At 43.3% G+C, this 12,692-nt stretch carries 11 protein-coding genes and 1 pseudogene; 2 read left to right on the top strand and 10 right to left on the bottom strand.

Annotated elements, in window-relative coordinates; translation table 11 throughout:
• Positions 1 to 263: 263 nt before the first annotated feature.
• On the bottom strand, positions 264 to 1,922 hold the full coding sequence (locus tag ACJJIK_RS08685) for an alpha-keto acid decarboxylase family protein (protein ID WP_444944772.1): 1,659 nt from the start codon (positions 1,920 to 1,922) through the stop codon (positions 264 to 266).
• A 168-nt stretch (positions 1,923 to 2,090) separates the two neighbouring features.
• Positions 2,091 to 3,254: an MFS transporter gene (locus tag ACJJIK_RS08680; protein ID WP_444944771.1), complete on the bottom strand. Its 1,164-nt coding sequence runs from the start codon at positions 3,252 to 3,254 to the stop codon at positions 2,091 to 2,093.
• A 402-nt stretch (positions 3,255 to 3,656) separates the two neighbouring features.
• Here ACJJIK_RS08680 and tnpA point away from each other — a divergent pair.
• Positions 3,657 to 4,064 (top strand): annotated as a pseudogene (tnpA, locus tag ACJJIK_RS08675) (IS200/IS605 family transposase).
• Between the two features lie 728 nt (positions 4,065 to 4,792).
• Here the strand turns inward: tnpA and ACJJIK_RS08670 are convergent.
• The 4 genes from ACJJIK_RS08670 to ACJJIK_RS08655 form a co-directional block, all read right to left on the bottom strand.
• Positions 4,793 to 5,257, bottom strand: coding sequence for a hypothetical protein (locus ACJJIK_RS08670; RefSeq protein WP_444944770.1), 465 nt, complete (start codon positions 5,255 to 5,257; stop codon positions 4,793 to 4,795).
• Between the two features lie 5 nt (positions 5,258 to 5,262).
• A complete protein-coding gene (locus ACJJIK_RS08665) occupies positions 5,263 to 5,742 on the bottom strand; it encodes a L,D-transpeptidase family protein (protein ID WP_444944769.1) in 480 nt (159 codons plus the stop codon).
• Positions 5,743 to 5,813: 71 nt separating this feature from the next.
• On the bottom strand, positions 5,814 to 6,875 hold the full coding sequence (locus ACJJIK_RS08660) for a serine hydrolase domain-containing protein (protein ID WP_444944768.1): 1,062 nt from the start codon (positions 6,873 to 6,875) through the stop codon (positions 5,814 to 5,816).
• A 547-nt stretch (positions 6,876 to 7,422) separates the two neighbouring features.
• Positions 7,423 to 7,668: a VF530 family protein gene (locus ACJJIK_RS08655; protein WP_444930196.1), complete on the bottom strand. Its 246-nt coding sequence runs from the start codon at positions 7,666 to 7,668 to the stop codon at positions 7,423 to 7,425.
• A 679-nt stretch (positions 7,669 to 8,347) separates the two neighbouring features.
• Here ACJJIK_RS08655 and ACJJIK_RS08650 point away from each other — a divergent pair.
• Positions 8,348 to 9,193: a transposase gene (locus ACJJIK_RS08650; protein ID WP_444944767.1), complete on the top strand. Its 846-nt coding sequence runs from the start codon at positions 8,348 to 8,350 to the stop codon at positions 9,191 to 9,193.
• A gap of 222 nt (positions 9,194 to 9,415) precedes the next feature.
• Here the strand turns inward: ACJJIK_RS08650 and ACJJIK_RS08645 are convergent, their stop codons facing one another.
• The 4 genes from ACJJIK_RS08645 to tnpC form a co-directional block, all read right to left on the bottom strand.
• Positions 9,416 to 10,036 carry a hypothetical protein gene (locus ACJJIK_RS08645; protein WP_444944766.1) on the bottom strand — a complete coding sequence of 207 codons (621 nt, stop codon included), beginning with the start codon at positions 10,034 to 10,036 and terminating at the stop codon, positions 9,416 to 9,418.
• Complete coding sequence (locus ACJJIK_RS08640; RefSeq protein ID WP_444944765.1) at positions 10,029 to 10,472, bottom strand: hypothetical protein; 444 nt, start codon at positions 10,470 to 10,472, stop codon at positions 10,029 to 10,031. Before ACJJIK_RS08640 ends, ACJJIK_RS08645 begins: the two co-directional genes overlap by 8 nt.
• A 386-nt stretch (positions 10,473 to 10,858) precedes the next feature.
• Complete coding sequence (locus ACJJIK_RS08635) at positions 10,859 to 11,071, bottom strand: hypothetical protein (RefSeq protein ID WP_444930198.1); 213 nt, start codon at positions 11,069 to 11,071, stop codon at positions 10,859 to 10,861.
• Positions 11,072 to 11,103: 32 nt separating this feature from the next.
• On the bottom strand, positions 11,104 to 12,564 hold the full coding sequence (gene tnpC, locus ACJJIK_RS08630) for an IS66 family transposase (protein ID WP_444943104.1): 1,461 nt from the start codon (positions 12,562 to 12,564) through the stop codon (positions 11,104 to 11,106).
• Between the last annotated feature and the right edge of the window lie 128 nt (positions 12,565 to 12,692).

The raw sequence follows: 12,692 nt of genomic DNA, 5'->3' as shown, positions 1-12,692 counted from the left end.
GGGATGTGTGCAAAGGGGGCTAGATAAGGATTAAGCTTATTGGTTGACGTATAGATATTGGTGATTAATCGAAGATCACAGATTAAAATACTGGCAATGGCCACTGAGATTGATACAGCCAAATGAATAGTGAAGCTCTGTAATTGCTGTGGGGATGATCCTCATAAAAGTTTTAATAGCCCATTTGATATTTTGCTCCGAGTTTAATGAAGCTTGGCAATATCTAAAAGACCATTTTGATGGTTTTTTATTGGGCAATTCCATCAGTGCCGCATCGCTTGGCTAAGTTTTTTAAAAAACGCTGCCGGCTCAGATTGTTCTAAGTGAACATTGAGAATCAGCGGCCCGTCAAATCTAGAGAAGGCCTTTAAGGCGTCACCGAGATCTTTCTCGGTACGGACCTCGTAGCCATTTAGCGCTTTATTACCACCAAAAGCCTCGGGAAGAAGATGGTAATTCCAAGGCTGGATATCATTGTAGGGGTCTTTAATCCCCGGGTGTATAGCGCGCTCACAACCGTATTCTGCATTGTTAAGAATAATAAGGAGTAGTTTAATTTTAAAGCGAACTAGCGTTGAAAGCTCCTGGCCGGTCATTTGAAAAGATCCGTCGCCATCAATACAGATCACACGCCTCTCCGGGTTGGCAATAGCCATGCCTGCGGCTGCCGGGAATGCAGAGCCCAGTGAGGCCCAGTTGCCCAGCCCAGCGGTAGTATTACCTTTGTGCAAACGCATCCGCGTGAGATTAATATAACCTCCGGTATTTCCCGTTATTATGTCGTTATCGTTAATAAAGTGTGCCAATTGCTGGTACAGACTATTGATAGTTATCGGTAGCTTACGCTCTATTTTTAGCGACTTGGTATAGGTAAAGGGGAAAGTGTCTGCATAGCTGCGCTCTGGCATTTGAAAGCCTACTTCAGCCACTCGCTCGACAAGTGCCGGAAGTAGATCCCGAAAGTAGACGTTGGGAAATTCTTTGGTAAAAACGGATACGGAATCTTGATTTAAAGCAATAGTACTCTCGGGGGATATTTTAGCTGAGAATACCCCGGTGTTGAATTCTGTTAGCGGCATGCCGAGATTTAACAGCAGATCTGCATTTTCGACTTTATCCCTTACGCTCTTTTCAGACATGCAGCCCTGATAAAATCCTATACAGTTGGGTAGATATTCCAGGTAGCCCGCTTTGGCGTCGAAAGTAGTTACGAAAGGGATGCGAGTGCTTGCCAGAAAAATTTCAGCGATGGTTTCCTGTTGATTTCTGTCAATAAGAGTGCCGGCAAGTGCGCAGGGGTTATTGGCGTTATGTAGTGCTTGTGTAATGTGATCCAGGGCTCTAATTAATTGCTTGGGATCGCTGCTTGGGGGGGAGTAGTGCCAGGGGGAAATATCCGTTAGTTGTCGAGTTTGTAGGTTAAAGGGGATTTCCAGGTAGACCGGCCTGAGCTCGGTTAGCGCAGTTTTAATACTGGAGTCAATCACTTCGATAAGCGGGTCGCCTTCCCGCAGTCGCACGCTGCTTACAGTAATGGGAGCAAATACTCTCAGGCTGGCGTCAAAATCAGTACCTACAGCGTGGTGCAGCAGCTTCCGGCTGTTTAAGTCTATCTCTTTGGGAGCGCCTACTAAGATCAGTAGTGGAACCTGCTCGCTAAAGGCGCCTGCCACGGCATTGACTGTGTTAAAAGCTCCGGGGCCGTAGGTGGCGGCAACAACGCCCAGGCCTTTTATGCGGGCATAGCCGTCGGCCAGGTAGGCGGCATTTAGCTCATTACATGTGCCGATATGGGTAACTGGGCTTTCATCTTTTACCATTGTTTCAAAGAAGGGCAGCACATAATCGCCAGGAATACCAAATATATGTTGAATGCCAATAGTGGAAAGGCGCGAGAGAATAAATTCTGACAGGCTAGCCATGCTCTGACTTCCTTGGCTTTTGGGGTCTATGACGTCGTATCGGTTGGATGCATACCGGCCTGAGATTGACTCAATCTAGCTATTGTAGCTGCCTCTTTGGTGGATTCTTGTAGTAATTGGCGATTTTTCATTTGGGCTAAGGCTGGGGTAAAACGTAAAAATATAGGCTTAGAACTTTTTGTAGCGTAAGGCGATAGCCAGAATAAAAAGGAAGCTGAAAGAAAAAATCATTGAGAGAGTGGTAAATTGAATAGGCGCTATTTCCAGATATCCCTGGGTGAAACTATAAATGGCTGAAATAAAGGCGAAGGAAAAAGTGAGCAATGCAGATGCCATTCCGTGGCCCGCCTTTATATCTGCCATGGCAAAACTGCTTGACAAGGGGTTGAGGAATCCTACAACAAAGCAGCATAGGTAGAGAGAGCTTAGCAGGGGGAATAGGTCGCTGTGGTACTGCGAAAATATAAAGGTGGTTAGGGGGATAAATAGTGTTATCAATAGCCTCAGTGTTGGCAGCTTGTCAGAGTTAACGAGTGCCCGGAAGGTGAATATGCCGAGGATATAGGTAACACTCAATCCGGAAACCACCAGGTTCATTTGTGCGTAGGAAAGTGTTGCTGCATGTTTCAGTATTCCGTGGATATTTCCGATAATGGTCTGCATCACGAGGGCGTAGCCAGCGCCAGTTGAAAGCATATTGAGCATACAGGTTTTTGTGGTCAGACACTGTTTCCATACCTTTAAAATGGTGTTTAACGCCAATAAGGGCTGTTGGTCTCGCCTTAAAACCAGTTGCGAGACAACCAGTGTGACCGCTTCTACGGTAATCATTATGTAGTAGGCAATTCTCCAGTCAATAGGGATAAAGGTGCGGGCTAAAATGGAAGATAGAATTGGAGCGACAATAACGGTCAGCGATATAAATGAAGTCCTTTTTTTAATGGTTGCAGGGGAGTTTGAGTGGCGCAGCATCACTGAGCGACCGACGGATGAGTAGCAGCCCGTACCACCTCCCACCAGAGCGCAACCTAGATGAAATATACTGAGGCTATGAGAGTTGGCTATAGTAAAAAGTCCCGCAATTGACATCAGTTGGGCGTATTTTAGGACACGCTCAGCACTAAAAATATCGGATAACATGCTCAGCACAATGGCAGAAATTGAGAACATCAAGTAGAGGGTGCTGATTCCTAAGTGAACTTGGCTGACCTTAACTTGCAGGCTGTTAGCGATGGTATCGCTCAAAGGCATGGATAGCATCAGCGTCATATAGCTGACAGCTGTCAGGGCATAGGAGAGGTAGTGGAAATTGGGTTCGCTGGTCTTTTTCAATGGATTAATTAGGGCTACCTAATTTTTCAAATCGATATAGGCAAAGAATGTAGTCCACTAGAACGTTTCATGTGCTATTCATTCTTTGTTTTACGCCATAAACGTAGGCGCATTTTATCATTTTTTAGACAGTCTCTTTTCATTTATGAATTTGGGCAAGCGTAAAGGCTCTGTGAGGGCGGGGCTTTTACTTTTTTAGCGTGCGTTTAGTTAATAGTTTTTGTGCAGGTCAGATATACATCCTGATGGCCGTTGGTAAAGCTGATGCCCTCCAAAGTTAGCGTACCTAGTCCAAAAGGGAGCCCCCCGGCTTTGCCGGGGAGGCACGCATAGTTTGACAGTTCCGGAAGTCTCATAGTAACTCCAATGTGTGAGCCGCCAAGCAACACACAAGGAGTTACCATGAGACAGGTGAATAGTTTAAGTCACATGAAATGGGAGTGTAAGTACCATATAGTCTTTATTCCCAAGTTCCGCAGGAGAGCTTTATTTGGGCAGATACGAAGAGAATTGCCTGCGGTATTCCATTAGTTGGCTCGTCAGAAAAAGAGTCTGATTGAGGAGGGGCATGTGATGATTTCTATCCCACCGAAATATACAGTATCTCAGGTAGTGGGATATATAAAGGGAAAGAGTGCAATCTATATAATGAGGACATTTATAGGAAAGCAGAGGAACTACGTAGGCCAGTATTTTGGGGTTAGGGTCTACTTTGCTTCTACTGTAGGCCGGGATGAAAAGGTGATCAGAGAGTCTATCTGTAATCAGGAAAAGGAAGATCAGCGAATAGACCAGCTGAGTTTAGTTTAAAGACGTAAGTAGCCCCCTTGGGGGGGGGGGGAGGAAGACCGCTTTGAGCGGTTTACAATTATAGCCCCCGGCTTTGCCGGGGGCTATTTACTTAAAAGTCATGCCTGCTACACGCGCCTTTAGCAGCGGTCGCTGATCAGGTAGGTCCGCCTGTCTAAACTTATTATGCCTTGCCTGATCTAAAATAAAAGCTGGCATTAATTTCTTGGCCCTGTTTTGTAATAAGGCCATCTTCAAATGGGGCGAAAGCCTCCTGTAGGAGGATCACCATTTAATGGTCTCCATTAAATGCTAACTACTAGCAAATGGCAACTGCAAGACCGTGAGGTCTTATGGGAGGAAGCCGCTAGCAAAGCTATGAGCTGACGAACAGAAACATCCTATAAGGCTTAGCCTGGAGGTGAGGTAGCCAGAACTTCGTAACGGGTAGAGCAAATGATGCAATTGTGTAGTGAAAGTTCACGTTCTTATCTGGGGAGATTGGTTTAACTTGTTACTGTGAATCTGTCAGTGTGGCCGCTGACTCATTAGTAGGGCTATCCTACTGATATGTTTCCTGTCGGATAAACTTGAGGTGAGGCACTGCCATGACACTTAGCTTAGATAAAGACCTACTCGACACTATCGTTGGGTAGAAATTCATTACGGATAGGGAACGGCCCATTGCGGACCCATACGATGGGTGGTGTGATAGCCGGTAGTTAGAAACTACCGGCTATCCGATTTAGCTAATTGTTACCCGGATAATCCTTAGTATATTTGTTTAAATCTTTTAAGTCAGCCTTAACAAAGTTAATCGTTGATAGTGAAGAAGGGTTTCCAAACTCGTATTTACCATTTTTAGCGGAAATAAATTCGACACTTTCAATAAAGCTCTCGCTATTCTCAATGAATAGCTTTAATGGTATCTGGGTGGTGCTTCTAAGTCCGTCTAGTTTTCTGGCATTGTAATTTAAGTTCGACTCGCCACTCCAAATAACGAATGCATACTCGTGATCTTCTATTTTATAGAAATTACCTTTTGTAATTTCTATTAGCTTAATTTCCTCGCAGGAGGATTTTTCATAAGAGTTTCCGAGGCAATTTTTAGAAGAGGGTTTGTATACGCCAACAACATCCACTTCATTTTTAGTGTTTGTGCATGCCAGCACAGAAAGTGTTAAAGCTATTAATGATAGATATTTAAAGCTCATTTTATTCACCAAGGATAATCTATAGTAATTCTTGTTTTTTGGTCTACCCAATCGTAGATGAGTTTTGCGTCACCAATTTCGGTGTGGATGCAACCTCCCGTTGGACCACCATTGCCAGCGTAGGTAGCCGGATTAGGCCACTCATGAATAAAAATCCCTCTTTGCCCCCATATCAGAATTGAATAATTCATGCGGCAAGGGAGAGTAACGCCGTCATAATCACAAACATATTCCTGGCTAAAGTAAGGATTAACCTTTGTTCCTTTCTTGTTTGGATCAATGGTCATGTCTACAGGATATTTTAATTTTTTTTTACCGAGGCACCTAAACGTTTTGTACCCTCTGCACTCCAGTGACCCTTCTCCAAGCTTGTTCATTGTGATATGTACCCGTTTCATTATATTTCCTTCTGTAGGTGTTTGGGTTATGCTTTTAGCTAACGAGGCTGTAGGAAAACAGTTCCGGCGTGTACCTTTTGTTGTCATACTTTACCTCGTTTGGTGGTTTTACCATCTTAGCGAAGTGTCCGGAAGTATTAGGCCACTACAAGGTTCCACTACCACTCAGCATTCTGTTTTAAAATTTTTGTAATGGATTGTGCAATTTCCCATCGTGGAGTATTGCTTGAGTTAGTAAGGAGAATTAACGCATTTTGACTATCAGGGTAAGTAAGGATAAGTGATTTATAGCCTCTAATGCTACCGGGGTGTCTGGCGATTTTATCATTTGAGCTTTTATATACTTGCCACCCCAGCCCCATATATATTTCCCCCCAAGAGGTTTTTACTTGAGGCTCTAACATATCTTTGTATGTTTGTTTACTCAAAAGAGACGAATTGCCACTAAGTGTTAATGTAAGCCACAGGCTTAGATCGTGTACACTTGAAATTAATCCTTCGCTTGGGTTAAAAGATAAGTCATAAGGTCTCTGGTCTAATTTATCTATTAATTTGCCCTTGTATGTTGGTTCTGCTTCAGAAAAATAAGTATTTGCACCATTAAAATAACCACTTTTATTCATTTTTGCAGGTATCAAAATATTGGCATGCAGATACTTTTCATAACTCTCTCCAGAAACAGCACTTATGATCGCACCTAAAACATTATAATTGGTGTCACTGTATTCAAAACCCTGGGTTTCAGTATTTTTTGGTAAGGATTGTTTGACGGTGTCTAAGTATGAGCTTATTGTTCTTTGCTTTTCAAAATTCACCGGCTTTATTGTGTCATCTAATCCTGAAGAATGAGTAAGTAGCTGCTTAACAGTAATGTTGCTATCTGTAAAGTCTGGCAAATATCGGCCTACTTTTTCATTTAGCTCTATCTCGTTTTTTTCTACTAACTGCATTATGGCTTGAGCAGTAAATAGCTTGGAAATTGAAGCTGTGCGAAACAGTGACTCTGAATTTGTAGCTTTTTTCTGCTCTTCATCAATAAAGCCGAAACCTTTAATGTAAGTTACTTCGCCAGATGTGATTACTGCTACGGACATAGATGGGATATCATTTTTTATCCGAATGTTTTCTAGGGTAAGTGTCAGTTCATCATGAATAATTGCTTTATTGGCAAGTGCACTAGAAGAGGCGAGAAAAAGTATTGTTAAAATTAATTTATACACGGGGCTACCTTGTGGGACTTAACAGCTATATAGTAATCATCGTGATCACTATTATCCTGATTGCTATTCTGGAATCAATCCGACGCCGTGATTAGAAAACATTGCTTAACTAAAAAAATTGCCCAATATTGGGTCGACTGTACCAAGTATAAAAATAGTCACTTTGACTATTATCCATTTCAAATAAAGGCTGCCTTTGTAACTTATTGTATTTCATCAGGTTTTTGTCTGATAAAGCTGTTCTACAAAATAACAGTCCTGTGATTCATGGATGTCCTATTTCCTATTGCCACGAGTTAAAGGACTGGGTTTGCCTACCGATATGTTTCCAGTCGGATAAAGTTAAGGTAGCACATTGTCATGGCGCTACAGATGAGCAGCCGCTCGACACTATTGTTGGGTAGGGGTTCAACGGATGGGGAACCGGCCATTGTGGACTGGCACGATGGGTGGTGTGGGGGCCGATAGCTAGAAACTACCGGCTACTCAATTTATGCGCCTGTCCCTGCCTAATCACAGCGACATCTATGTGGTTACCAAATAGTACTTATTTACGGCTAGCCCACGGAGATTTATTTTCAAAAGTTGAGATATACAGGCTCTCAACTTTATCGCGCGCCCACTGGGTTTTGCGTAAAAACTTGAGCGAAGACTTAATTGATGGGTCGCTCTTAAAGCAATTGATATTAATCCTATCTGCCAAACCATCCCAGCCATAATGCTCCTGCAAACGTGTAACAACTTTCTCAAGAGTAATACCATGTAGCAGATTTTTTGGTTGTTCTTTACTCATTCTTCAATCAATACTCTATGTTTAATGACGCATAATTCCGCGAGTATGAGCGAAGTACGCATCACTGTGTCCCATGCCTTGCGTTGGTACGCCCAGCATGGACGTGAACTAATGGGGTGAAAGTCCTCTGTAGGAAGATCACCATTTAATGGGTTCCATTAAATGCTAACTACTCGCGAATGGCAACTGCAAGACCGTGAGGTCTTGTGAGGAGGAAGCCACTAGCAAAGCTACGAGCTGGCGAACAGAAATATCATATAAGGCTTAGCCTGGAGGCGAGGTAGTCAAGGATACCGAAGCCATGTGGTCTAACGGGTAGAGTAAATGATGCAGTTGTGTAGCGAAAGTTCACGTTCTTATCTAGGGAGATCTGTTTAGCTTGCTACTGTGAAACTGTCGAGTTTATCTAGACACCCGAGTTGATCTAGACGCCCACTAAACAGAAGGTATAAGCCGCCAGCCCTATTGACAAAGGGCGGAAACACTACAGAATACTGGATATTAATCCAGGTAAATATATATTCAGCTGATGACTCTACCTCGAAGCAGCCAGATATCTCTTGATGCAACCCCTTATTACCACTGCGTATCCCGCTGTGTGCGGCGAGCATTCCTTTGTGGTCGGGATACTGAATCAGGGAGAGATTACGAACATCGGCGTGAATGGATTGAAAATCGTATGCGGCAATTAGCTGGGATTTTTGCGCTGGATATTGCCGCCTATGCAGTTATGAGCAATCACTACCATGTAGTACTCTACATCGACAAAAAATCTGCTGATAAGTGGTCTCTTGCGGAGGTAATTATCCTCTGGGAGAAGCTGTTTCGGGCTCCCTCTCTGGCTCTGCGCTATCTCAAAGGCGATACCCTCGATCACTGTGAGCTGAAAAAACTAAAAGAAGTCACTGCTATATGGCGGGAACGCTTAACAGATATCAGTTGGTTTATGCGCTGTTTAAACGAGTCTATCGCCCGGCAAGCCAATGCTGAAGACAAGTGTACAGGTCGTTTTTGGGAGGGGCGATTTAAGTCGCAGGCTTTACTGGATGAAAAAGCCCTCGCCGCTTGCATGGCCTATGTAGACCTAAACCCTATCCGCGCTAATATTGCCAAAACGCCAGAAGACTCTGATTACACCTCTATTCAACTGCGTATTCGCTCTGCAATCACCGCTGAGCAACCCAAAAGTTTACTACCGTTTGTGGGAGATGAGCGCTTAAGTATGCCAAAAGGGTTACCTTTTCAGCTGGGTCATTATTTCGAATTGGTGGATTGGAGTGGGCGGCATCTAGATCCCAGAAAGCGCGGCGCTATCGCTGAGAATACCCCTCCCATCCTTGAACGCCTGGGTATTTCACCTGAGCACTGGCTTTACCTGAACCGAAATTTTGAAAGCCGATTTAAAGGTTTGGTCGGGTCGGTTGAAGCAGTACGGAAAGCCTGTAACTTGTTGAATAAACGCTGGGCCCAAGGTGTGCATGATTGCCAGAAGTTTCTCTCTTACCCTTCATCTCAACTCAATTGAATCATTTTTTATCCCGCCGATCGATCCCCGTCCGCCCTGTGTGCTGAAAGCTCTGCACATCAAAAATAGACAAAATACTCCGCATATTCGTGCTTCGATGCTCCTCTGGCGAGCATGGCTTTTTATTTTGCCGTTTTCTCCCTCTCCTACATGATTCATGGGTGTCCTATTTGAGCTGGCAACTAGATAAAATCGCGGCTACGCGCGATCTATCCTTATTCGTTAGATGCCATCTATTGCACACTCAAAAGAAACCTTTTCTCTAAATACGTTATCGCGCTTGTACTCATCCGGTGGGAAAGCACCTTGGCGTAGTTTGCACAGTTCACCATCATCATTAAGGTATGAATGATTATGGACTTCTTTTACATCCTCGAATCCATAGCCGTCAGGCATATCGAAATAGTCAAACGAAAATGATGAGCCAAACTGAAAGAGCTTGCCATCATTCATTTCAAATACCCAGCCGGTCCAGCCCATAAAAGTCTCACCAAGAATCCTAGATCTTAGGGAGTCGGGAATAGCATATTTGGATGGAGTTACTTTGGAAATATCATAGCCATTTACTTTATTTCCTCCTGTAGCGAATACGGCAACAATTTGACCATAAGGATCATCGCCGCCTAAACATCCATCTCCACTAAGCTCCTCCTTAATTCTTCGTTTCGCTAGATCAACAATTTTTTCTTTAGACTTGAAAATCAGGCAAGGAATCTCTGTACCATCCTTTAAAATTGCAGCACCTCGATACGAGGTTCCATATATAGAATCTTCTGCCGATTCAAGTTTCTTTATATCTTCGATAATGCTCATATCTATCCGTGCATCTAACGCCTCAAACATCGGTGCCGCTTGCGACGTCTGAGTGCTTTGATTTGTTAGTATTTTTCTCTAAGTAAACATGTAAAAACAGGTGCGTGGCCGTTGGTAAAAAATATAAACCAAGCATGAACAGCTGGCTTTGCATATACCAAATGTTTGTCGTACTCGGCTCTGACAATTTGTGCACAGGCCAACTTATTAAGCTTACACAGACTGCAAACGCTGACAATGCAAGCCAAAACTTGTTTATATGACCACGTGTGCCCAAATTACCTAATAAAACCCAAAAATAGATACGCCAACCAGCAACCAAAAAAGCTAAAACTATCAATGAAGTTACAAAGTCTGCAAAATGCTCTGACGTAATCGCGCCCGACAAAAAAGGAATACTACCACCAAGAACTAAAAGCATCCCGAGTATCGATAGATAAGCGAGTATTAATCCTTCCAGAACCATCAATGTTTTGCTTGCTATGATCATAATGCTAATATTTATATAGTACTCATTCTGACCACTATTATCCAGATTGCTATCCTGGAATCAATCTTATGTCTTGCCTAAAAATGTTATTCAAGTAAAAAACTTGCTTAATTTTATGTTAATTGTACCAAGTGTAAATATGATCACTTTGACTGCATATCCAAAATATTGCCTCACTTTTTAACCAGTTATATTGCAACAAGTTTCATCTGTTAACGTCGTTCTGAAAAATAACAGGCAAGCTGATCAAGAATATCTCTGTGCGCCTTTTTATTACTCGCTGAGGCTAACACATATAGAACTGGCGTTGAGTAAAGTAACGGCTCATGATTCATGGGTGTCCTATTTGTGTTCACCGTCAATTATGACAAGTTCAAATCATAATCCCGCTTTGCTGCAAATTTAATCGAATTTAGAATTCCATCGATATCTTGGAGTTTCTCATCGAAAACTAACTTCTGCTCTTCATCGGTTGTCATTTCTGACATCTTTTCAAGGCGTTCCTCGTAGTGCTTAAGCGCTTCCCAAAGAATATTATATTCGCTGATAATTGGGTTTATCCCTCTATCCGACATTCTTAATTTCCTTTCCGTTTAATTTAACGTAACTATTCAGCGGATATTTTGAGTGTTGTCATTTTCTTTTGAAGAAATTCTGGCCGCTCGCCTGAAAATAGGCTTTCAAGGGCTTCCCCCACACCAACACCATGCTTTCTGCAAGTGGACAAATAGCTACGGATGCGACAAAAAATCTCAGCTCCAGCCATAGACCTAAAGCAACCTGATATTTTTTGCTGCACCTTAGCCATGCGAATATCTCTTTCACCCTGATTATTGGTATAAGGCGCTTCCGGATTTTCCATAAAACGTAAAACATCTTGTTCGTATTTTTGTAGACGTTCCAAGAGGTTCCGAGATTTGCTTCGAGCTAATCTGCCACGCTTTTTTTGTTCTGATTTGTTAATTTCTGGTGGCGGGCACTCCAGCTCAGCTTTTTTAAGTAGGCTTCTATATTGTCTACGCCAATTTCGGCATTCCTCTTCTGTTAGGCAGCCATCTGATTGCTTGACTGCTGTGTTGATTTTCTGCAACAGTAGCGCCATTTTTCTGGCCCATTCCTGTCCATCCTGCTCAAAAGCCCTGGTTAGTTCACGCTGATGGTGAGCATTACAAAGAGCGTGCAGACACATTGTATAACGGTAGTAAGGCTTCCAATGATCATGAACTAAAACGCCTTTATAGTGAGGCAGTATGTCCATTTCTTCTACAGCTTCATTGCCGCGTTTTGCATGTGGAGCAATCAATGTCCAGGAGGCACTGGAAGCGTTGTGCAACCACAGACGGCTGCCATTTACATTGATACTGGTTTCATCAACATGCAAGGTTTTTTCCTGGCGCAGCACAGCTTTAGCTGTTTGCTCAAACAACGCCAAGCGCTCAAAGGCTTCCAGATTGAAGTTATAAACACTGCCAGCACTGATGGGGGTATCAAACAGTTCAGAAAAGTGTGTCTCCACTCGCTCGTAGGGGATCAGCTGAAATATCGACATGTAAACCGCATTAGCTTTGACGCTGGCGCCATACTGCGTTGAACGCGTGACCTTTTGGGGAAAGTCTGCCACAAATCTTCGGCCGCTTTCATCAATTAAAACCTGCGCCCGATATTCTGTAACGCTTCGTGATATTCGAATATCAAATACCTGACGAGATTCATAACCGCCATCTGTGTAGGTGCCTTTCGGCAAAGTCCGACGATCAAGCTTGATGAAGCAGACTTTATCAGGATCTTCCACAGGTTCGAGATTTTTACCTGGATGTCCAGGCTGGCCACCACGAGGTTTATTGCTTTTTGTCTGTGGCCTTTTCTCTCGATTGGGATCGCTAGCGGGCGGTTTGTTACTATTGAGGCTATTTAAACCCAAACGATCCGAGAGCATTTTGACAACAATCAGCAGCATTTTTACAGACGCTTTTAGTGCGGGGGAAGCGCTGGTATCATTCGCTAGCAATTCCTCAGCTTCTTTTACGGCCTGATTAATGTCAACTGAATTTGTCATGGGCAACAGCATACCTTAGTAATATGGCAGTATTATCGCACAATTCATCTTTGCTGTATGATCTGTAGCTGTTTTTTTCTTGCCAGGCTAGGCGGGAGATTACCTGAGGCGTGCTGGTTTATGGCAGACTTGCTCAGCTT

This window comes from Microbulbifer regidiadema (SeqCode), from assembly GCF_052466995.1.
This window is presented reverse-complemented; position numbering and strand designations above follow the sequence as displayed.

Bases quoted from the DNA above. Each gene is read 5' to 3' on its own strand.
- ACJJIK_RS08645 (WP_444944766.1), bottom strand. From the start codon at position 10,036: ATGTTTGAGGCGTTAGATGCACGGATAGATATGAGCATTATCGAAGAT.
- ACJJIK_RS08650 (WP_444944767.1), top strand. From the start codon at position 8,348: ATGCGGCAATTAGCTGGGATTTTTGCGCTGGATATTGCCGCCTATGCA.
- ACJJIK_RS08685 (WP_444944772.1), bottom strand. From the start codon at position 1,922: ATGGCTAGCCTGTCAGAATTTATTCTCTCGCGCCTTTCCACTATTGGC.
- ACJJIK_RS08635 (WP_444930198.1), bottom strand. From the start codon at position 11,071: ATGTCGGATAGAGGGATAAACCCAATTATCAGCGAATATAATATTCTT.
- tnpC (WP_444943104.1), bottom strand. From the start codon at position 12,564: ATGCTGTTGCCCATGACAAATTCAGTTGACATTAATCAGGCCGTAAAA.
- ACJJIK_RS08670 (WP_444944770.1), bottom strand. From the start codon at position 5,257: ATGAGCTTTAAATATCTATCATTAATAGCTTTAACACTTTCTGTGCTG.
- ACJJIK_RS08665 (WP_444944769.1), bottom strand. From the start codon at position 5,742: ATGACAACAAAAGGTACACGCCGGAACTGTTTTCCTACAGCCTCGTTA.
- ACJJIK_RS08655 (WP_444930196.1), bottom strand. From the start codon at position 7,668: ATGAGTAAAGAACAACCAAAAAATCTGCTACATGGTATTACTCTTGAG.
- ACJJIK_RS08640 (WP_444944765.1), bottom strand. From the start codon at position 10,472: ATGGTTCTGGAAGGATTAATACTCGCTTATCTATCGATACTCGGGATG.